Source organism: Rhodococcus sp. BH4 (genome assembly GCF_002079265.1).
GTDB lineage: Bacteria > Actinomycetota > Actinomycetes > Mycobacteriales > Mycobacteriaceae > Rhodococcus_F > Rhodococcus_F qingshengii.
In genome coordinates this window covers 4,261,847-4,282,500 of sequence record NZ_CP014941.1, presented here as the reverse complement: position 1 = coordinate 4,282,500, position 20,654 = coordinate 4,261,847, and the positions used below count along the sequence as shown (strand labels likewise).

Sequence of the window (20,654 nt, the reverse complement as noted above, 5' to 3'; positions counted from 1 at the left end):
CGAGTTGGTGGATGCATGGGACCTGATCTGGTAGTAGCCAAGCGATGGGGTGACGCAGGAAGGTAGCTGAGCCAGTCAGTGGTAATACTGGTGTAAGCGTGTAGGGCGTGACCTAGGCAAATCCGGGTCGCACATAGCCTGAGACGTGATGCGTAGCCGATTGAGGCGAATTCAGTGATCCTATGCTGCCGAGAAAAGCCTCTAGCGAGCTTTCACACGGCCCGTACCCCAAACCGACACAGGTGGTCAGGTAGAGAATACTAAGGCGATCGAGATAACTATGGTTAAGGAACTCGGCAAAATGCCCCCGTAACTTCGGGAGAAGGGGGGCCCTGTCTGGTGACGACATTTACTGTCTGAGCTGGGTGGGGCCGCAGAGACCAGTGAGAAGCGACTGTTTACTAAAAACACAGGTCCGTGCGAAGTCGTAAGACGATGTATACGGACTGACGCCTGCCCGGTGCTGGAAGGTTAAGAGGACCGGTTAGTTCCTTTTAGGAGCGAAGCTGAGAATTTAAGCCCCAGTAAACGGCGGTGGTAACTATAACCATCCTAAGGTAGCGAAATTCCTTGTCGGGTAAGTTCCGACCTGCACGAATGGCGTAACGACTTCTCAGCTGTCTCAACCGTAGACTCGGCGAAATTGCATTACGAGTAAAGATGCTCGTTACGCGCGGCAGGACGAAAAGACCCCGGGACCTTCACTACAGCTTGGTATTGGTGTTCGGTTCGGTTTGTGTAGGATAGGTGGGAGACTGTGAAACGGTGACGCCAGTTATCGTGGAGTCGTTGTTGAAATACCACTCTGATCGAATTGGACCTCTAACCTCGGACCATGATCTGGTTCAGGGACAGTGCCTGGTGGGTAGTTTAACTGGGGCGGTTGCCTCCCAAAATGTAACGGAGGCGCCCAAAGGTTCCCTCAGCCTGGTTGGCAATCAGGTGTCGAGTGCAAGTGCACAAGGGAGCTTGACTGTGAGACTGACAGGTCGAGCAGGGACGAAAGTCGGGACTAGTGATCCGGCACCGGCAAGTGGAAGCGGTGTCGCTCAACGGATAAAAGGTACCCCGGGGATAACAGGCTGATCTTCCCCAAGAGTCCATATCGACGGGATGGTTTGGCACCTCGATGTCGGCTCGTCGCATCCTGGGGCTGGAGTAGGTCCCAAGGGTTGGGCTGTTCGCCCATTAAAGCGGCACGCGAGCTGGGTTTAGAACGTCGTGAGACAGTTCGGTCTCTATCCGCCGCGCGCGTTAGAAACTTGAGGAAGGCTGTCCCTAGTACGAGAGGACCGGGACGGACGAACCTCTGGTGTGCCAGTTGTTCCGCCAGGAGCACCGCTGGTTAGCTACGTTCGGAAGGGATAACCGCTGAAAGCATCTAAGCGGGAAGCCTGTTCCAAGATGAGGTTTCTCACCCCCTCGAGGGGGTAAGGCCCCCGGCAGACCACCGGGTTGATAGGCCAGAACTGGAAGTGCAGTAATGCATGCAGGTGACTGGTACTAATAGGCCGAGGACTTACCACAAAGAAGCTACGCGTCCACTGTGCGGTATCTGAAACAACACACAGATACTGATGAGAAACCCTGTTTTCTCCATCCCCCAACACCAGAAACTGGTGTTGACGGGTGGTGAAACCAGGTGATCAGAAGAAGGTTACTGTGACAGTTTCATAGAGTTACGGCGGTCATAGCGAAGGGGAAACGCCCGGTCCCATTCCGAACCCGGAAGCTAAGCCCTTCAGCGCCGATGGTACTGCACTCGACAGGGTGTGGGAGAGTAGGACACCGCCGAACACACATTAGAGAAGCCCCCCAACCAGTACTGGTTGGGGGGCTTTCTCGTACCCAAAACACCCCACCACCACCACCATCACCCGAAAGCACCGCCGCCGGCACCCCCGACTTCGAGTGAACGGTACGTTCGTCGCCTCAGATCGACCGAACGTACCGTTCGCACCATCAGGGGCGGGCACGCCGCCGACTCACCACCCCATCCGGGATCGAGTGAACGACACGCTCACCCTCTTAGACGAGGGGAACGGTACGTTCACTATCAGGGCAGGAATTGGGCGAGGAAGATGCCGCCGCCGATGCACGTAGCGACTTGTTAGCCAAGGTATAGATTGTGAACCGTCTCATAAGTCCGAAGTACTCTCCGATTTTGTGCCTTCGTCCCTAGCACTTTGGCCTAGGCTGAGTCTCATGGTGGGGTTGAGCAGCTCGAGGGTGTCGCATTTGCGACTCGTTCCGACGGAACCTGAAGAACTGCAAAGGTTTGTACTAGAAGCTGGCGGAGGGCGTGGGGGCATTCAGATTGCGCGATCGTTGCGTTCGAAGAGGCGCGCGGTACCGGCGCAATACGCGATACGTATCAGTGTCGACAATGTTTCCACTCAGATCTGGCGACGAATCCTCGTCGCGTCGGATCTGAATCTGGATGACCTGCATTCGGTGGTTCAACGGGCAATGGGGTGGAGTGACCGTCAATCGCACGCGTGGTCCAAGTCCGGCAGCCGATTTCCCGGCGAGGTCGAAGAGTACGTAGCTTCCGGGAGCAACGCAGAGCAGCGTCGGGCCGGCCGAGCGGCGATCGTAGAGTCTGCGGTACGCCTGGACGAGGTCATGGTCTCGCCTGGCGATGAAATCAGTTATCGCTACGGACGCTTCGGGAACTGGCGCCACACGCTGACACTTGAATCTTCCGAAGTACTGCCCGAAGGGTTCCAAGTTGTGTGTGCCGCGGGTCGCGGTGCTTGTCCGCCGGAGGAATGCGTCGGACCTGACGAGTACGAGCAGCTCCTCGGTGTTCTCGCTTCGGAGAAGCTGCGCTCCCATGAATGGACCCTCGAATGGCCACAAACTGATTTCGAGCCGACACGATTCGAGATCGCTGAGGTCAATAATCGACTGCATAGTCCTAGACCGGACGAGATCGCTGCGTCGTACGACATTGCGAAGCTCGTCGAATGCCTGGGACCCTCGCGAGTCCCGGAACTGCATGCGGTCCTCGCCCGAGCAGGCATTGACGATCAGTCGGCAATCGGGGAGTTGGTCCACGTCGAGGCGGGCCAACGCATTCAAGCGGTTCTGGCTCTGATCGGTGTCGAAGGGATCGGTGCCGATGATTTCTTCACGACGGTCGACGCGATGCTCGACGAACCTGAACTGGGACCTGTAAACCTTCCACAAGGGCGATCACTCTTCGCAGTGCTCAAGAAGTTCGGCCTGGTGCGAAAGCACAAAGGGCAGATTGTTCTGACGAAGCGGGGACAGTCGGCAGAGCGGGACGCGTCAATGACGTGGTCGGTGATCGTCGAGGGAGTTCCGGTTGCGCCCGGCGGCTCGCAGAGAGCGGTGGAACTCCTCGTCCTCCTTGCCGTAGCCGCCGGCATGTCCCCGGCGGATCGTCATCGTTTCGTCGCGGGAGCGCTGGAGTCGATTCGGTCGTCGAGCATCCTGATGGCTGGAGCTCAGACTTCCAGACGTGACACGTCCGGGAGCACCGTAGAGGTGCTCGGATTGATCGGCGCTACGGGGTACGAGCTGGGGAAGTTCGGCAGCAAAGCGGACTCGCCCTGGGCTGTTCACCTCGCGAGGGCGATCCTGCGGCGTTAACTCGCGCGTCGACGCAGACAACCGAAACGGGGTTCGATCCGGCAATGCCGAATCGAACCCCGTTTCGTGTACCGATAGAGATCAGATGTTCACGCCGTAGTCGCGGGCGATTCCGGCCAGTCCCGATGCGTATCCCTGTCCGACTGCACGGAACTTCCATTCGCCATTGTGGCGGTAGAGCTCACCGAAAAGCATGGCTGTCTCGGTGGATGCATCTTCGGAGAGGTCGTAGCGTGCCAGTTCGGAGCCGTTCGACAGATCTACGACGCGGATGTAGGCGTTGGTGACCTGTCCGAAGGACTGGAGTCGCGCATCGGCGTCGTGAATCGAGACGGGGAAGAAGATGTTGGTGACGTTGGGCGGTACAGCCGGGAGGTCGACGTTGATGACCTCGTCGTCGCCGTCACCTTCACCGGTGAGGTTGTCGCCGGTGTGCTCGATGGATCCGTCGGGCGAGCGAAGGTTGTTGTAGAAGACGAAGTGAAGGTCGGAAAGGACCTTGCGTTCCGGGCCGGTGACCAACGCGCTGGCGTCGAGGTCGAAGTCGGCACCACTGGTGCTGCGTGCATCCCAGCCGAGACCGACTGCGACCTTGGTCAGATTGGGTGCGGCCTTCGACAGAGATACGTTGCCGCCCTTGGCAAGTGTGACGCCCATTCAGGTTCCTCTCGTTCGAACGAAGTGGATTTCTTCGTTCGGGAGTTCTGTGTTGTCCGTTCGCGACTCACATTACCGTGAGCGGGTAGGTGCGGTTCGACCGAATAGGCACCTCACTCGAACAGCGCGCGAAGATCCTCGGCGTCGAGTCCGGTGCCCAGTGTGCCTTCGGCGTCCATGACATTCGAGAACAATGCCGACTTCTTGGCTTTGAGCGCCATGACCTTCTCTTCGATGGTGTCTTTGGCAATGAGGCGGTAGACCATGACGTTTCGTGTCTGCCCGATGCGGTGAGTACGGTCGACCGCTTGTGCCTCGGCGGCCGGGTTCCACCAGGGGTCGAGAATGAAGCAGTAGTCGGCCTCGGTGAGATTGAGGCCGAAGCCACCAGCCTTGAGGCTGATCAGGAAGACGGGGACTGCACCAGACTTGAACTCCTCCAACACTTCACCGCGATTGCGCGTCGAACCGTCGAGATAGCTGTACGGAATTCTTTCCTCGTCGAGTCGGTTGCGGACAGAACCGAGGAACCCGGTGAATTGGCTGAAGATCAACGCACGGTGTCCGCCGGCAATGACGTCGTCCAATTGCTCGACGAGAGCGTCGACCTTGGCCGATGGGACGGGTCCGCTTTCCTCGTCGACCAGCGAGACGTCGAGACTGAGTTGGCGTAGCAGCGTCAGCGATTGCAGGATCGTGAATCGGTTCTTGTCGACGTCGTCGAGCAGTCCGAGAATCTTCTGCCGTTCGCGTTGCAGGTGGGTGTCGTAGATCGCGCGATGGCTCGGATGCAACTCGATCTCGAGTACCTGCTCCTGCTTGGGCGGCAAGTCTGCAGCCACCTGTTCCTTGGTGCGCCGCACCATCAGCGGTTTGACGCGTCGTCGCAGTTGCGCCAATCGTTCTGCATTACCGTCTTTTTCGATGGGAGTGCGGTAGACGTCGGTGAAGGTCGTGGGGCTGGGAAACAGTCCTGGTGCAGTGATTGCGAGGAGCGACCACAACTCCATGAGATTGTTTTCCATGGGTGTACCGGTGATCGCGAGTTTGAACGGTGCGTTCACCGCCCTCGCGCACTGGTGGACCTTGGACTTGTGGTTCTTGGCGAATTGGGCTTCGTCGAGCACCAGTCCGGACCAGCGGCCGGCGGAATACGCATCGGTGTCGAGGCGAAAGAGAGCGTACGACGTCACGACGATATCCGCCCCGTCGACGAGTGTTGCCAGGTCGGTTCTTCTGCGCCGCAGAGTATCCGTGATGACAGCGGTGTGGAGGGTCGGTGCGAACTTCGCCACTTCGGACTTCCAGTTGGAGACCACGCTGGTGGGAGCGACGATCAGAAAGGGAGGCGCGGCTGGATTCGATTGCCTTGCAGCGCAGATCATTGCGAGGGTCTGCAGTGTCTTGCCCAGGCCCATGTCGTCGGCGAGTATGCCGCCCAGGCTGTGCTGGCGCAAGAAATTGAGCCAACGGAATCCGTCGACCTGATAGGGACGTAGCGTTGCCGTCAACGTGTCCGGGACTTCGACCGGATCGATGCCCGAACTGCCGAGCAATCCTGCGATCTGCTTCTTCCATGCTGCTGCTTGATGTTCGACTCTTCCGAGCGCCGTCAATTCTTCCCACAGTCCGGCCTGAAATTTGCTGATCCCGAGTTTGCCGGTAGGCCGATCGAGTAGCGACCGCGCTTCGGTGATGAGACGGTGCAGGCCGAGTAGTTCAGGTGCGTCGAGCCGAAAGTAGGCGCCGTCCGGTAGCAGTATGTGAATCTCGCCCTTGCTCAGAGCAGAGAACAGTGTTGTGAACGGAACGCTTTGTCCCGCAACATCGACGGTGACATCGAGGTCGAACCAGTCGGATCCGCTGTCCCCGTCGGGGGCTGATGTGCTGAGGCCGATCACGACAGCGTCGTCTGCAGGCCGGTAGTCGGCAGGGGTTCCTGCAACCTTGAGGTCGATGGCGTCGTGCGCTTCGAGTTGGGGCAGGAGGTCGAGTGTGAACTGCATGGAATCGAGGCCGGTCAAAGTTCCCGCGAGAGTGGCCTTCGCCGCGGCCGCGCCGAGGCTGTTGGTGATGGCATCTTCGGCAGCGTGATTGCGGACCTCGGACTCGTCGGTGGTTGCATCGGCGGTAGAAATGATCAGTTCGTCGGCATCGACGGTGTACTTCCATGCCGACTCGATGTCGATGCGGTGGTCGCCTTCGTAAGTGGCCATCAGTTGTAGCCGAGGACCGGACACAGTCGGTGGGTTGTAAGCACCGTCGGAAGATAGGACGGGAGCGAGGCTTCCGAGTTTGAACACGAACCGCGAAGTGAACGCATCTCGATGCTCGGCGGGTATGTCGACTGACTTTCCGGAGTCGATCAACTGCCTCAATTGGTGGGTGACCGGCGTGTGCAGCGGTGCGAGCGTGATCGCGTTGGCGGCGTCGAGCGCGAAGACACCATGTGCCGGTGTACCGACAAGTCCCCAGTCGGAATGGGTGATGATGTGCCCATCGGTCTGAATTCGGGGAGTGAGACGGAGGTTGTTGTCTTCCGCTCCGTGGACGTCGAGGCAGATGTTGGCGTCGTCGAGTAGGGAGATGTTGCCGAGGCCGGCCTTCGAGTGAACGAGTGAAACGCCGACGCTGATCGCCTCATCAAGAAGCGACCAGAGTTGCGGGCTCGGAAACCCGGCAAGATCGATCTCCGCTGCATTCTGATTTCGGTAATGGTTGCCGGCGCTGTGGAGGAGATGAATGTCGCGTAGAACCCGGATGTGGTCGGCAGGGAACTGAAAAGTGCTTCCGAGTTTGTTCCAGGCGAGTCCGCCGGAGATCCACCCTCTCGCTCCTGGTTGCACTGGTTTGACGAGGAGCCGTGTCGATGCGCCTTTGGTTCGCGCGATGAATTGAATGCCGAGTCCGGGAGTTGTGCGGCCGTCGGGGTCTGGTCGGAGCAACTCCTCGAGCGCGCTGTCCCATCCGAGGTGTTGTGGAGTCTTGTTCGCCTCGGCCACCGCTGCGAGCACCAACGCGACTACGTGCTTGCAGTTCATCCGCACGGGACACGTGCAGAGGCCACGCGTGAACGTTGCTTTACCGGCCGCGCTGCGACTTACCGAAATCGTGCAGGTGTACGGCTCTCGCGCAGTTCCCGATACAGCGCCGGTCAAGGTGTCAGCGGTGTCGTTCCATGCGATGGATTCGACTGCATTCTGCCGCAGGTAGGTAAGTCCGCGTTCGTAGGTGGTTGTGCCCACGACAGCGCGAATTCGGTCGAGGTCGAGGGCCCTGACTGAATCCGGTTGCACGGGGCCAGCCTAGTAGCGGTGACCGACAGATCTTGTCGTGGTCGTTTGTCCAAGAAAGTCCGAACTGCACGGTATGTTCACGGAAACATCTTTGACTGGTTTGGGAGTTTCATGAGGACTGAGCGGCGTGCGTGGATCCGATCTGCGCGCACAGGTGCGGTGTGTTTGGCCGTCTGTGCACTTTCTTTGCAGTTGGGCGGACTGTCGACGGCAGCGCCGAGTTCCGGGAGCTCGGGAAGCTCGGGAAGTCTGGGCAGCGTCGAGGGCAGCGTGAGTTCGGGGTCGACGATCCCAGGACCGCTTCAGGAGGATCCGGGCCCCAAGCCGGAGCTGCGCGACGACATCGTCGTCCCGGCCATCGTCGGCGAGAAGGTGACCGCACCGCAGGCTGTCAGGCTGATGGTGGCGTCGCCTGCACTTCGACGCGAGGTCGGCGTCGAGATCTTGCTACCCGCTGACAATTCGGTTCCGCGCCCAGCGCTGTACATGCTCGAGGGTGTCGACGCCGGAGAGAAAAGCAGCGGATGGATGACGATCGGCGGCGCCCCGGCGTTCTTCGCCGACAAGAACGTCAACGTCGTGATGCTCAATGGCGGAATCGCGAGCCTGTACTCGGACTGGGAGAATCCGGATCCGCGGCTGGGACTGCACAAGTGGGAAACCTTCATCACCGAGGAGTTGCCACCGCTGATCGACGCGCGACTCGAGACCAACGGAATCAACGCGATTGCCGGCAATTCCATGGGCGCGATGGGCGCAATGATGCTCGCCCAACGCTTTCCGGACATGTACCGCGGCGTTGCCGTATTCAGCGGCTGCTATTCCACGATGGATCCGCTCGGCCGAACTGCCGTCCAGGCCACGATATCGTCTCGAAGCGGAGATCCGGCCAACATCTGGGGTGTGCCAGGGGGACCGGAGTGGGAGGCACACGATTCGTTGATCAACGCAGAGAAGTTGCGTGGCAAGGAAATCTACGTGTCGACTGCAAACGGTCGTCCCGGATCTGACGAGACGCTGCAGACTCCTGAACTGCTCGAGCGTCTGGTGATCGGCGGCGGCATCGAGGTTGCCGCCCACGCCTGCACCAAGATGTTCGACGCTCGGTTGCAGGAGCTGAAGATTCCGGCGCAGGTGGATTACGAGCCGAACGGCACGCACGCGTGGGCGTATTGGCGTGAACGACTGCCGAAGGCGTGGCCGACTCTGTCCCGGGCATTGGGCGTCTGACGGTTCGACAACAGTGCTCGGGTTGTGGATGCACCACAACCCGAGCGTTGGATCACTCGCAGGCGATGCCGTCGTTGTCCCGGTCGAGATGCGGGGCGTATCCGTTCTGGCCCCGGTACAACGGAGCTGCGCCGGCATTACGAACGGCTGTGCAGTTCTGGTAGTACCGCGCTGGTGCGGGAGTGTTCTGCGGCGCCGGCTGGTTCTGGGGCGCTTGCGGAGCGGGCGGCGCCGGCGGTGCGAAGACCGGGGGAAGGAACGGCTGGACTGCGTCGGCAGAGCCAGTCGGAATCATGCGTGCGATCTCGATCGGTAGGAAATCGAAAACCGTGGATGCCTGAGCGGCGGGTGCGGCAACCAGAGTGATTGCGGCGCAACCTGCGACGCTGAATGCCAGACGGCGGAGCTTCATGTGACCTCGTGTTCAACTGGGCAGCCCTTCCACTTCTGAGGGCTGTGCCGGCTGAGCATACTGGTCATAACGACCAAATGGTTTATTTCGGTAAGGGTGAAATCTGGGGTGAAAAGCAGCGTCCCCGCACCGTATTGCTCAGGTGCGGGGAAGCTGCTGTTGTCATCGAGGATTACGCGTCGACAAGTTCCTCGGCGAAGGGATCACCGTTGCGGGGAGCGTCGAAGCGCTCCTTGTCGAGGATTCCCTCACGCTTTGCGACGATGACCGGGACCAGTGCCTGGCCAGTGACGTTGACTGCGGTGCGGCCCATGTCGACGATCGGTTCGACTGCGAGGAGCAGTCCGACGCCGGCCAAGGGAAGACCCAGGGTGGAGAGTGTGAGTGTGAGCATGACTGTCGCACCCGTAGTTCCGGCCGTTGCTGCCGAGCCGATGACCGAAACGACGACGATCAGCAGGTAATCGGTGAAGGTCAGCGGAACGTCGTAGAAGCCGGCGACGAAGATTGCCGCGATCGCGGGATAGATTGCGGCGCAACCGTCCATCTTCGTGGTGGCACCGAGCGGAACGGCGAACGAGGCGTACTCACGCGGAACACCGAGGTTGCGTTCGGTGACGCGTTCGGTCAGCGGCAGGGTGCCGATCGACGAGCGCGAGACGAACCCGAGCTGAGTTGCGGGCCAGACACCGGAGAAGAAGCTTCGAACCGAGAGACCGTGTGCGGCAATCAGGATGGGGTAGACCACGAAGAAGACAATGGCCAGACCGATGTAGATGGCGGCGGTGAAGACGCCCAGCGAGCCGATTGCATCCCAGCCGTAGGTGGCGACAGCGTTGGCGATCAGCGCAGCGGTGCCGATCGGGGCGAGTCGGATGATCCACCACAGGACCTTCTGGACGATCGCGAGAAGCGATGCGTTGAACTCGAGGAACGGAGCAGCCTTGGGACCGATCTTGAGTGCAGCAATGCCGATTGCGCCGGCGATGACGAGCAGTTGCAGGACGTTGAAGCTCAGCGATGTAGTCGCCACGCCTTCGGCGACGGAAGTCTTTGCACCCAACCCCAGGAAGTTGTTCGGAACCAGTCCGGTGATGAACGCCCACCACGAGCCGGAACTCTTGGGTTCCTTCGCGGCTTCGGCGGCGACGTCGGTCCGTGAACCGGGATCGGTGATCAGGCCGACGATGATGCCGATGATCACAGCGATGAAAGCGGTGATCGCGAACCAGAGCAAGGTCTGCACGGCCAGACGAGCGGCGTTGGCGACCTGGCGCAGATTGGCGATGGAGCTGACAATGGCGGTGAACACCAGCGGGATCACCGCAACGGTGAGCAGCTTGACGTAACTCGAACCGATGGTCTGCACGGTGCCGACCAACCAGTTGACATTGCCGTCGGCCGCATCAGGCATTGCCCGGGCGACGAGACCGATGATGACACCGAGTACGAGACCGGCGACGATCTGCGGTCCGAATGCCGTCGCCCAGGACGGAAAACGGGACGTGGACTTTTCCGGCACGCCGGTGGAGGTGGAGCTGGGCATGACTATGCCTTTCGAAAATCAAGGGAGCGAAACGCAGCGCGGCACCAGAGGCCGGGCAGATTCGAAGAAATGTTTCCTGGTACGCGTCAGGTCAGAGCGAGCGCGTACACATTGCGCTCGCCTGCAGGCGAAGGTCGACGTAACGCCGACTGGTCAGGAACAACACTGTCCACACACTACTCGCAGCTTCAACTACTCGATCCCGAGGGTCGCCGCGGGAGTTCGCTTCGTGTTCGTCGGGCGTGCCCCGATCAGTCACTGTTGGTCGGTTGACTAGTCTCGACGATCAGTAGGTGCCGCACCGGCGCCTAAGCGTCGGCAAGCGGAAGCGAGAGACCGATGAGCGTTCGGAATGCCGAGTACCCGCGTCCGAAGCATTTCCTGGTGCACCTCAGTGACACGCATCTGGTGGCTCAGGGGGAGTTGTACGACGCCGTGGATGCGTCGACGAGATTGCGGGAAGTGCTCAGCGGGATCGTGGCCTCGGGCGCACGCCCGGATGCACTGATATTCACCGGCGACCTGACCGACCAGGGACACCCCGACGCATACGCGGAATTGAAAGCCATCGTGGAACCCGTGGCGGCCGAGATCGATGCGCAGGTCATCTGGGCGATGGGCAACCACGACGACCGCTCTACTTTCAGATCTCTGCTGTTGGGCGAGGACGCCACCGATCATCCCGTCGACAACGTCTACGACCTTGACGGACTGCGGGTGATCACCCTGGATTCGTCGGTTCCCGGTCATCACTACGGTGAGATCTCGGATCGTCAATTGGATTGGCTACGCGCAGAATTGGCGGTGCCCGCGCCCGACGGAACAATTCTGGCGCTGCATCATCCGCCGGTTCCGTGCATTCAGGATCTCGCGGTTCTGGTGGAGTTGCGCGATCAGTCCCGGTTGGCAGACGTCTTGCGTGGCAGCGACGTCCGGGCGATTCTTGCTGGGCATCTGCACTATTCGACGACGGCGACGTTCGCCGGCATTCCGGTTTCCGTGGCGTCGTCGACGTGTTACACCCAGGACTTGAACGTGGAAGTCGGTGGTCAGCGTGGTCGTGACGGGGCTCAGGGGTGCAACCTGGTGCACGTGTACGACGAGACAATTGTTCATTCGGTCGTTCCACTCGGTGCGCACGTGACGGTCGGTGAGCCCGTCGACGCGGCCGAGGGTGCCCGGAGGCTCAGTGCTGCCGGCATTCGAATCCTCGAGAGCGAAAAGGCGGCACGCTCGATCATCTGAGGTGGCAGGCGGTTTCCGACACCCACGCGCAGTTCTGGGTGATTGCCGGGCGGTCGCGTACTCACTACCGTCGAGGTAGGTGCAGAGCTCCAGCAACAAGGACCGGCTAGCTGGACGGCAACCCTTCATGCCGATGGGGTGCCCCGGAATCACACCTGGCGATACGCGCGGTGCGTGTCGCAAGCGGCAGTCGCCACGAGAACCGTCAGTCGGGTGCTGACGGTTTCTGCGGTCGGCACTGTGCGCTCCCGAGTAGTTCTCGAACAGGAGTATGCGCCGATGACCTCCACCCCCTCCTCTCATCTTGCTCCGTTGCATCTCGCCGTAGCGCTGGACGGTGCCGGTTGGCACCCTGCAGCCTGGCGAGAGCCGCACTCGCGCCCGAGTGAGCTGTTCAGCGCGTCGTATTGGACTGACGTGGTGACGACCGCCGAGCGTGGTCTGCTCGATTTCGTCACCATCGAGGACAGTCTCTCGGTTCCTGCGGACCCACTCGCGCCCGTCGACGACGCGGTTGACAGGGTGCGCGCTCGGCTCGACGCACATCTCGTGGCCGCCCGACTGGCACCGATCACGAGCAACATCGGATTGATCCCGACCATCACCACCATTCACACCGAGCCGTTCCACGTGTCCAAAGCCGTTGCCACGCTGGATTACACCTCGCGCGGTCGCGCCGGATGGCAGGTGAAGGTTTCGGTGTCGGAATCCGAGGCAGCACAGTTCGGGCGTCGCGACATCCCCGCGCTCACCGATGCCGACCGTCAGTCGATCGTTTCAGGCGTCCTCCCGGACTTCGTGCGCGACCTGTTCGACGAAGCTGCGGAGGCGGCTGACGTAATCCGGCGACTCTGGGACAGCTGGGAGGACGGCGCCGAGATCCGCGACGTGGAGCAGCGCCGGTTCATCGACCGAGACAAGTTGCACTACATCGACTTCGAGGGAAAGTACCTCTCGGTCCGTGGACCGTCGGTGACTCCGCGCCCGCCGCAGGGGCATCCCGTCGTTACCGCGTTGGCACATCAGCGGGTCGCGTACGAACTGGCGGCGCGGACGGCCGATCTGGTGTTCGTGACGCCGTTCGACGACGAGCAGGTCACGGCAATCCTGGGTGAAGTGCGAGCAGCCGAAGAACACGTGCAGCGCACCGGCGAACCTCTTCGGGTCTTCACCGACATCGTCGTCTTCTTCGATACGCCGGAAGAAACCGGAAAGGAACGGCTCGCTCGTCTCGACGCGCAGGCCGGCGCCGAATACCGTTCGGACGCGCTGACCTTCACCGGCTCTGCTGCGGAGTTGGCGGATCTCCTGCTCCGGTGGCAGCAGTTGGGAATCGACGGCTTCCGGTTGCGGCCGGGCGTCCTCGTAGACGACCTCGACGCCATCGCCGGTGAGCTGGTGCCTGAACTGCAGCGACGCAGCGTATTCCGCACCGAATATCCGCAGACGAATCTTCGCGGACTCCTTGGTCTACCCATCGACGTTCCCAACCGCTACGCCGCCGGTACTCCGGCCGCCTGACAGACGAGGAATAGATTCTCATGAGTTCTCAGAAGCGTAAGCAGGTCATCCTGGGTGCCTACCTCGGCGGCGTCAACCATCACACTGCGTGGTGGGATCCGCAGGCGGGCAGCCAGATAGAGTTCGATTCTTTCGAGCACACCGCTCGAACCGCCGAGCGTGGGAAGTTCGACTTCTTCTTCCTCGCCGAAGGCCTCGCCCTTCGTGAGCGTGCGGGACAGATTTTCGACCAAGACATCATCGGTAGGCCGGACACCTTCACGGTCCTTGCATCGTTGGCGGCGGTAACCGAACACCTCGGATTGGCCGGCACCATCAATGCCACGTTCAACGAGCCGTACGAACTGGCCCGCCAATTCGCGACGCTCGATCAGTTGTCCGGAGGGCGTGCCGCCTGGAACGTCGTCACCTCGTTCGACGCATTCACCGGCCAGAACTTTCGCCGCGGCGGATACCTCGACCGCGCGCAACGATACGAGCGTGCGGAGGAGACCGTAGCGCTGGTGCGTGAACTGTGGGATTCGTGGCGAAGCGACGACATCGTGGCCGACAAGGCATCAGGGCGCTTTCTCGCGCGACCGGATGCCGGTGAATTCGCTTTTCATGGATCGCATTTCGACGTGAACGGCCGATTCACAGTGCCGCGTAGCCCGCAAGGGCGCCCGGTTATTCTGCAGGCCGGGGTGTCGCCGCAGGGGCGCGATTTTGCTGCCGGCAATGCCGACGCGATCTTCTCACCGTACGGTCAGTTGCCCGAGGCGGCCGATTTCTATCGCGATATCAAAGCACGTGCCGTCGCGGCCGGACGTGACCCGGGTGACATCAAGATCCTGCCGTCGGCGAGTTTTGTTCTCGGCACCTCGGAGGCAGATGCGATCGAGAAGTACCGAGAGATTCGCGACCAGCAGGTCACCGGCCAGACCGCTTTGGTTCTGCTCGAACAGATCTGGAATCTCGATCTGTCGAAGTACGACCCCGAAGGACCACTACCCGATATCGCTCCGGATCCCGAGGCTCCGCCGATCATCCAGGGCCGCGCCTTCATTCACCAAGATCGTTTCGCGACCGTCGCAAAACTGCGCGCGGTAGCCGAGAGCAAGAAGTTGAATCTGCGCGAAGTGGTGATCGATCAGTTCGAGCGTGGACCGATCGTCGGTACACCGCAGCAGGTTGCCGAGAAAATAGATTCGTTTGTCAGCAACGACGGTTCGGATGGGTTCATCCTCGGGTCGCACCTTGTGCCGACCGGCCTCGACGAGTTCGTCGACGACGTGGTGCCGCTGCTGCAGGATCGAGGTGTTCTCCGCAGTGACTACGAAGGAACGACGTTGCGTGACAATCTCGGTCTGCCCATTCCGGTGCAGCGGGAGCATGTGACAGCACGCTGATCGACCGAAGTAGCAAGGGCCCAGCCGAAATCGGCTGGGCCCTTGTTTTGTCTAGGCTTCCCAGGGCGCCGGGATGGGGTAGTAGCTCTCCAGAAACTCCGTGATCTTGCGTGTGCGAAGTTCCAGATCGATCTCCGGAGCGCTGCCGTCGTTGAGGCAGAAGAAATCCATGGAGCGCTTGGCGAGCAGTGAGTCCATGTCGCGCAACCCGGCTTTGACCGTCGTATCGACGTATTTGACGGCTGCGGACTTCTGTACCACCGACCGTCCGCTCATGAGCGTGTAGTAGTGGTACAGCGAATTGGTCACCGAGATATTGGAACTCGCGCGGAAGGTGCTTGCTGCAGTGGCCGCGAAGTCTTCGGCGAACTCGCGTTCCATCTCGGCCATCACGCTTTTGCGTAGTGGCGTCGCTGCGTGCTCGAGATGCCTGGTGGTCATCAGACCGAAGCGGTCCTGGAGTAGCCGGCGGTTGACGCGGGCCGCATTCTCGAACCCGCTGCGGTCGTTGTCGTTGTGTCCCAATCCGATTCTGGTATCGGCCTCGATGAACATGCTGATCCCACCGGGGGAGAAGAACATGTCCGGGCCGACGGGGCGACCGAAGAACATGTCGTCATTGGAGTAGAGGAAATGCTCTGCCAGACCCGGAATATGGTGCAGCTGGCACTCGACAGCTTGAGAATTGTGGGTGGGCAACACACTTGGATCGGCGAAGAATTTTTCGCTGGGCATGAACGTGACTCGCGGATCGTCGGCAAGCCAGTCCGGACGATCGGAATCGGTTGCGACGAAGATCCGCCGGATCCACGGCGCGTACATGTGGATGGATCGAAGCGCGTATTTGAGCTCGTCGATCTGACGGAAGCGCGCTTCTGATTCGTCGCCCTCGCCGACGATGTAGTTCTGCATGCGCTTGGCGCGCTGAGCCTGAAACTCTTTGGAAGAACCGTCGACCCAGGAAAAGACAAGATCGATATCGAAGCTGATATCGGAGGCATGATCGGCGAACATGTTCTCGATGGTCGGCCAGATCCGGCCGAATCGCTCGACGGTTCCTCGGACCGCTTCTTCAGGGAGGACGGTTCGTCGTGTCAGTGAGTTCTCGACGGGTAGGACGATTTCTTCGTCGGAAATCGACCACAATTCGATTTGAACGCCGATGTTCGCGCCGTAGTTCATACCGCTTGCGACGTGAACCCTCGGACGGAACAAGCGGAAGATCCGTGACTTGTTGGTTTTCGACAGGGCGCCGTCCGCGACAAGGAGCGCTGGACTCTTCTTCGCGTCGACGGTTTTGGAATAGAAGGGTGCGTTGGCGCATCCCTCGACAAGTGCCTGCCGCAGGTTCTTGCGTTCCGTCCAGCTGATCGCGATGACCGGGCGCTCGTCGTTTCCGCGGACGAGCAGATACTCGATTCCTGCGGCGTCGAGGATGTCGCGGATGAAGAGGAGATCTTCGACCATCGCTTCGAGCGGCGTGGTGGTCGTGATCGCGAGGGCAAAACGATTCTTGAATCGGACGGTCTCGGGTAGCTCGCCCATCCGTGCGCGTGACGCGGCCGACGCCGGTTCCACGGGATTGGGGCTGTCCTGCTCCGGGGGTACGAAGTAGATGTCGTGCGGAGCGGGAGATTCTGTAATGGGATGCCTTCCGATTCTGATCCAGCTGTGTATCTGTCGCCCCCGACGCTGCGAGAGCGTGGTGGCGACGAGCTCAGTCTATGCCGTCGGCGCCGAAAGTCGGACATGAGTGACGGCGATGGGTAGGGCGGGGCGAGTCGGGTACCCCGAGGACCGAAGCGAGAGTGAAGGAGGAGAACCGATGCGTGTGAAAGCGATGGTCGGAACAGGCGCGATGGCTGTTGCGCTGGCCGCCGGCCCAGTTGCCACAGCTTCTGCTGAAGGCGCCGAGACGGCGGGGTCGGAGGGTTCACCAGAGATGCTGACCTGCGAGGTGGTCTTCGATGCACTGGAAGACATGAGCCCGGAATGGACGGAAGAGGGGATCGATCAGGTCGAAGACTGGTGTGAGGCGATCACCGGCGAAGAAGACTGACACCAACTCGTCGGGGCGAGAATCGCATGAAAATAGGTGAAAGGAATCGGCGGATGAGTGTTGTGCTTATCCTCTACTGTTACTGAATCGATCGAGAATCATACTTTAGTACTACTTGTTGCGATGATTGTCGACGCGAACTTCCTCCCTTTTGCGGGTCGGCGCGAAATATGTCCGACACATGTGGTGATATGTCCTCGTGCAACTGCCATCGGTCGTCCAGCGGTGATCACTTTCTGACGCACGTAGTGAGACTATGTGGGAGACCGAGTGCCGTAGGCGGTCTGGACGACCTGTTGTTTCGAAAGCCCTCCAGTTTTGGAAGACCCGTTTCAATCATTCATTGCAAGGAGTGCTTCGTTGGCGAGTTCACCCGACCCGTTCGACTTCAGTGACTATTCGCGCCCGGAAACAGATTCGGGGACTCGGCGAGAGCCTGATTCGGCCGATTTCACCAGATTTTCGGGGGCGTTCGATCAAGATCCGGGCAATCACCGAGGCTTCGCGCCCTCGGAGTTGGCGCCCTCGGAGTTTGCGCAGTCAGGCTTGAGTCCACAATATTCGAGTAGTGGTCCGGGACCTTTCGGTTCTGACGTCGGACCGGCAACCGTTCGTGCCGTGACCCCGCCGGTCGTTTGGTTGAGCGCTGCGGGCTTTGTGGCGGTGGTCGGCGTTGTCATTGCGCTCTGCTCCTTCGCATCGGGGACTTTGGCCGTCGTTGCCTGGACTCTCAGCGGCATTGTCGCGATAGGCGTTCTCGCAGCATTCACAGTGCGTGATACCCGTGCACGAGCGAGTGCGTTCTACTCACAACCGGTGTGGATCCCATGGGTGGTCCGCGCTGTACTCGTCATTTCCTGTGCCGGCGTTTTGATCAGTGCATGGAATATCGCAGATTGGATTGGACGGCTGTGAGTAAAGTGCGCACCGGTGCGCTGTTGGTTTTCGGGTTACTCGCCCTCAATTTCGTGACCGGGACTGGTGCTGCATCGGCGCTGCCGTCCGACGGTTCAGATTCGGCGGTGGGGGACTTCGGTTCCTGCCTTGCATCCCAGCAAACCGGCGACCTGCTCCTCCTGATCGACGAATCGTCGAGTTTGCAGGCTTCCGATCCCGAAGCTGCGCGAGTAAGTGCCGCTAACTTTCTCCTGGATCGGCTGACCGCATTCGGTTCCACCGCAGCAGTCGATCTCAATGTCGCAATCGCAGGATTTTCCAGTGAGTACAACCTCCAATCGTCATGGACGCCACTGAACGCCGGTTCGCTCCCTGAATTGCAAAAGTCCGTGGATTCGTTTCGGAATCGAAACCAGGGCATCGACACGGACTACTGGAACGCCTTGGAGGGCGCGCGAGGAACGCTCGCCGACCGCCCGCGTACCTCGGATGGTTCCAACCGTTGCCAAGCCGTGGCGTGGTTCTCTGACGGAAAGCTCGATTTTTCGGAGCGCGACGAGAGCAAGCCGTATGCACCGGGGGCGTCTCTGAATTCGGGTATCGGAGTGAACCAAGTGATCGCGGCGGCGACTGAGTCGATTTGTCGCCCCGCTGGTATAGCCGACCAGCTTCGTAGTGTTGGTGTCAAGGTATTCGGAATCGGCCTTGCCGCGGGAACTTCCGTAGCCCAGGATTTCGACCTCATGCGATCGATCACCGCAGGTTTGGCTCCGGATAGCGCAACGTGCGGCAGGGTTCAGGCTCCATCGCCTGGAGAGTTCTTTCTCGCGGAGAACATCGACGATCTTCTTTTTGCCTTCGACACCTTGAGTACACCGGGCCAAGCACCGCTTTCACAGGAAAGCGGTGTCTGTTCGCGTGAAGTTTGCGAGGAAGGCAAGCACAGGTTTGTTCTCGACCGATCGATCAGCGCGGTTAACGTTCTAGGTTTCACTGACGCGGTTGGACTGGTTCCGACCCTGGTAGCGCCGAATAGTGAGAAGTTGCCGCTGCCTCTGACGGCCATTGGGGAGGACGGCCGTGGTCGTCTCGGCGGGGTCGAGGTCGAATACCGATGGGAATCTCCTAACTCGATCTCCTTTGCGATGTCTGACGCCGATTCGGTTCAGTGGCAGGGAGTGTGGGCTCTGGCGTTCGTGGATCCGACCGGAGAAGCGTTGCAAGCTCGTTCGAAGTCGAACATCCACATCTCCGGAAACCTGTATCCCGCTTGGCTCGGGCAAAAAACGACGGCAGTTCATTCAGGGGAGAAGACGAGTGCTGTCGAACTTGGTGTCGTGGGGGCCGATCGCAAGCCGATTGACCCCGCGACTCTCCTCGGCAAAGCGCTCTTGTCTGTCGCGATTATTGATTCAGCAGGTCAGACGCATGAAGTCGCTGAGCCGCTCCTCAAAGATCGAATTGGAGACTCGGTAGAGCTGGACCTTTCAGAGGTGCCTGCCGGTAGTTCGATCTTGCGGCTCACATTGAATGTGACTACGGCAGACGCGACGCGGGCTGACGGCGGTGTCGAGCCCGGCACTGAGCTGACGCCTCAGTCAGTCGACATTCCGCTTCAGATCGCTCCACCTATAGGATATCCGTCGGTGCCAGCGCGTATCGATTTCGGCACGCTGGAGGGTGCCGGGAGCTTCGATCGCACGATCAGTGTGACAGGGCCAGGCTGCGTTCGTTTCGATCCAGGTACCCCTGTGGCGCTCACCGGCGTGCCAGACGGTATCGGAACATTCACTGTGGTTGGTGCGAACGGTGATGTGCGATCGGATTGCGCCGAATCCGACGCGGGACTGCCGGTCTCCCTGTCGATCGAGAACGCGGTTAACGGCACTGTCAGTGGAACACTTTCGCTGATGGTTTCACCTGAGGGCGAGAGCGACCGCGAGATCACGGTTCCGGTTCAATTCAGCGCGGACGTACAGAAGCCTGTCGATTCCGCACGCTTCTGGGTGACTCTTGTTTTAGCGTTGCTGCTCGGGCCGGGTATCCCGTTGGTGTTTTTGTACGGGGCGAAGTGGATGACCGCAAAGATTCCGGCAGTGGGACTCAAGGCCCGTCAGATTCCGATCGAAGTCCGCGAAGGGTCCATCCTTCGCGCGGGGCGTCCTTTCGAGTTGGATGAACGCGATTTGGTGGAATCGGTGCGTGGAATGCACAAGTCCGCACGGGTTCTGGACGCCGACGGGGTTCAGTTGCGGACGCGGATTGGATGGTCGCCAATAGGTGCCGGGTACGTGAGTGCGTCCGTGCCGGGAATGCGTGGCGCGTCGAGCGTTCTGCCCGCCACCGATCGACAAGGAGACGGACGACTTCCCTTGGCGGTTCACAACACTTGGGTTGTCTTCCACGATCCTTCAGGTCCCGCTGAGGCGGCGGTGCTCCTCTTGCTTGTAGGCACTGATTCCGATTCGGCTCGTGTGGACGCCTTGATCGAGGACGCCAGGCGGAGTGTTCCAGCGGCGGTCACACACTTGCGGACTCAGTTCGGTGAAGGATCGGGCTCCGACGGAGAATCGCCGGGTGCTGCATCCGAGCAGCAATATTCCCGACGGGGCGACCCATTCGGTGGGCCTTCCGGAGCACAAGGCGGTGGAACAAGCGGCGATACGGCCACGAGGATCACGGATGCTCCCGATCCTTTCGCGCCACCGAGCGGGTTCGACCCTTTCGCGCCACCGGATGGGCGTGTCAGGTAATGACGTTCAGCATCATCATTTCGAGAGGATCG

General features: G+C 60.4%; 13 protein-coding genes, 2 rRNA genes and 1 riboswitch (1 of these 16 cut by a window edge). Of the genes, 10 read left to right on the top strand and 5 right to left on the bottom strand.

All coding sequences use genetic code 11. The features are described from left to right. From A0W34_RS19585 to A0W34_RS19575, 3 genes are all read left to right on the top strand, one after another. Positions 1-1,527: ribosomal RNA gene (locus tag A0W34_RS19585) — 23S ribosomal RNA — on the top strand; it begins 1,609 nt to the left of the window's first position. A gap of 153 nt (positions 1,528-1,680) precedes the next feature. Beyond that, a 5S ribosomal RNA gene (rrf, locus tag A0W34_RS19580) occupies positions 1,681-1,797 on the top strand. 531 nt (positions 1,798-2,328) lie between these two features. Next, on the top strand, positions 2,329-3,618 hold the full coding sequence (locus tag A0W34_RS19575) for a plasmid pRiA4b ORF-3 family protein (protein ID WP_228232745.1): 1,290 nt from the start codon (positions 2,329-2,331) through the stop codon (positions 3,616-3,618). Between the two features lie 81 nt (positions 3,619-3,699). On the opposite strand, the gene A0W34_RS19570 is transcribed toward A0W34_RS19575, so the two are convergent. Further along, on the bottom strand, positions 3,700-4,275 hold the full coding sequence (locus A0W34_RS19570; protein WP_003940660.1) for a TerD family protein: 576 nt from the start codon (positions 4,273-4,275) through the stop codon (positions 3,700-3,702). A 113-nt stretch (positions 4,276-4,388) separates the two neighbouring features. Next, positions 4,389-7,571: a DEAD/DEAH box helicase gene (locus tag A0W34_RS19565; RefSeq protein ID WP_081558140.1), complete on the bottom strand. Its 3,183-nt coding sequence runs from the start codon at positions 7,569-7,571 to the stop codon at positions 4,389-4,391. Positions 7,572-7,682: 111 nt separating this feature from the next. Here A0W34_RS19565 and A0W34_RS19560 point away from each other — a divergent pair, with 111 nt between their 5' ends. After that, positions 7,683-8,801: an alpha/beta hydrolase gene (locus A0W34_RS19560; protein WP_081558139.1), complete on the top strand. Its 1,119-nt coding sequence runs from the start codon at positions 7,683-7,685 to the stop codon at positions 8,799-8,801. A 52-nt stretch (positions 8,802-8,853) separates the two neighbouring features. Here the strand turns inward: A0W34_RS19560 and A0W34_RS19555 are convergent, their stop codons facing one another. Then, positions 8,854-9,213 carry an excalibur calcium-binding domain-containing protein gene (locus A0W34_RS19555; RefSeq protein ID WP_003940648.1) on the bottom strand — a complete coding sequence of 120 codons (360 nt, stop codon included), beginning with the start codon at positions 9,211-9,213 and terminating at the stop codon, positions 8,854-8,856. 172 nt (positions 9,214-9,385) lie between these two features. Further along, entirely contained in the window at positions 9,386-10,759 is a 1,374-nt protein-coding gene (locus A0W34_RS19550) for a dicarboxylate/amino acid:cation symporter (protein ID WP_003940669.1), read from the bottom strand. A gap of 339 nt (positions 10,760-11,098) precedes the next feature. On the opposite strand from A0W34_RS19550, the gene A0W34_RS19545 reads away from it, so the two are divergent. The 3 genes from A0W34_RS19545 (at position 11,099) to A0W34_RS19535 (ending at position 14,913) form a co-directional block, all read left to right on the top strand. After that, on the top strand, positions 11,099-12,004 hold the full coding sequence (locus tag A0W34_RS19545; protein ID WP_081558138.1) for a phosphodiesterase: 906 nt from the start codon (positions 11,099-11,101) through the stop codon (positions 12,002-12,004). 78 nt (positions 12,005-12,082) lie between these two features. Beyond that, a riboswitch (SAM riboswitch) is annotated at positions 12,083-12,196 on the top strand. Further along, entirely contained in the window at positions 12,179-13,525 is a 1,347-nt protein-coding gene (locus A0W34_RS19540) for an LLM class flavin-dependent oxidoreductase (protein WP_156888935.1), read from the top strand. It overlaps the preceding riboswitch by 18 nt. 20 nt (positions 13,526-13,545) lie before the next feature. Further along, entirely contained in the window at positions 13,546-14,913 is a 1,368-nt protein-coding gene (locus tag A0W34_RS19535) for an NtaA/DmoA family FMN-dependent monooxygenase (RefSeq protein WP_007729254.1), read from the top strand. A 51-nt stretch (positions 14,914-14,964) separates the two neighbouring features. On the opposite strand, the gene A0W34_RS19530 is transcribed toward A0W34_RS19535, so the two are convergent. Then, positions 14,965-16,458 carry a stealth family protein gene (locus tag A0W34_RS19530; RefSeq protein WP_198035714.1) on the bottom strand — a complete coding sequence of 498 codons (1,494 nt, stop codon included), beginning with the start codon at positions 16,456-16,458 and terminating at the stop codon, positions 14,965-14,967. A gap of 280 nt (positions 16,459-16,738) precedes the next feature. Between A0W34_RS19530 and A0W34_RS19525 the strand changes: the two genes are divergently transcribed. From A0W34_RS19525 to A0W34_RS19515, 3 genes are all read left to right on the top strand, one after another. Beyond that, complete coding sequence (locus tag A0W34_RS19525) at positions 16,739-16,972, top strand: hypothetical protein (protein ID WP_024488025.1); 234 nt, start codon at positions 16,739-16,741, stop codon at positions 16,970-16,972. A 360-nt stretch (positions 16,973-17,332) separates the two neighbouring features. After that, positions 17,333-17,887 (top strand): hypothetical protein, encoded by a 555-nt coding sequence (locus tag A0W34_RS19520; protein WP_156888934.1) that lies wholly within the window; start codon positions 17,333-17,335, stop codon positions 17,885-17,887. Further along, the gene (locus A0W34_RS19515) at positions 17,884-20,622 is read left to right on the top strand and encodes a vWA domain-containing protein (RefSeq protein WP_156888933.1); all 2,739 of its coding nucleotides are present in this window, start codon (positions 17,884-17,886) and stop codon (positions 20,620-20,622) included. The genes A0W34_RS19520 and A0W34_RS19515 overlap by 4 nt, the downstream gene beginning before the upstream one ends. Positions 20,623-20,654: the final 32 nt, after the last annotated feature.

Excerpts from the sequence above, each read along its gene's own strand:
- A0W34_RS19545 (WP_081558138.1), top strand. The coding sequence starts at position 11,099 with ATGAGCGTTCGGAATGCCGAGTACCCGCGTCCGAAGCATTTCCTGGTG.
- A0W34_RS19525 (WP_024488025.1), top strand. The coding sequence starts at position 16,739 with ATGCGTGTGAAAGCGATGGTCGGAACAGGCGCGATGGCTGTTGCGCTG.
- A0W34_RS19535 (WP_007729254.1), top strand. The coding sequence starts at position 13,546 with ATGAGTTCTCAGAAGCGTAAGCAGGTCATCCTGGGTGCCTACCTCGGC.
- A0W34_RS19530 (WP_198035714.1), bottom strand. The coding sequence starts at position 16,458 with ATGGGCGAGCTACCCGAGACCGTCCGATTCAAGAATCGTTTTGCCCTC.
- A0W34_RS19570 (WP_003940660.1), bottom strand. The coding sequence starts at position 4,275 with ATGGGCGTCACACTTGCCAAGGGCGGCAACGTATCTCTGTCGAAGGCC.
- A0W34_RS19550 (WP_003940669.1), bottom strand. The coding sequence starts at position 10,759 with ATGCCCAGCTCCACCTCCACCGGCGTGCCGGAAAAGTCCACGTCCCGT.
- A0W34_RS19560 (WP_081558139.1), top strand. The coding sequence starts at position 7,683 with ATGAGGACTGAGCGGCGTGCGTGGATCCGATCTGCGCGCACAGGTGCG.
- A0W34_RS19555 (WP_003940648.1), bottom strand. The coding sequence starts at position 9,213 with ATGAAGCTCCGCCGTCTGGCATTCAGCGTCGCAGGTTGCGCCGCAATC.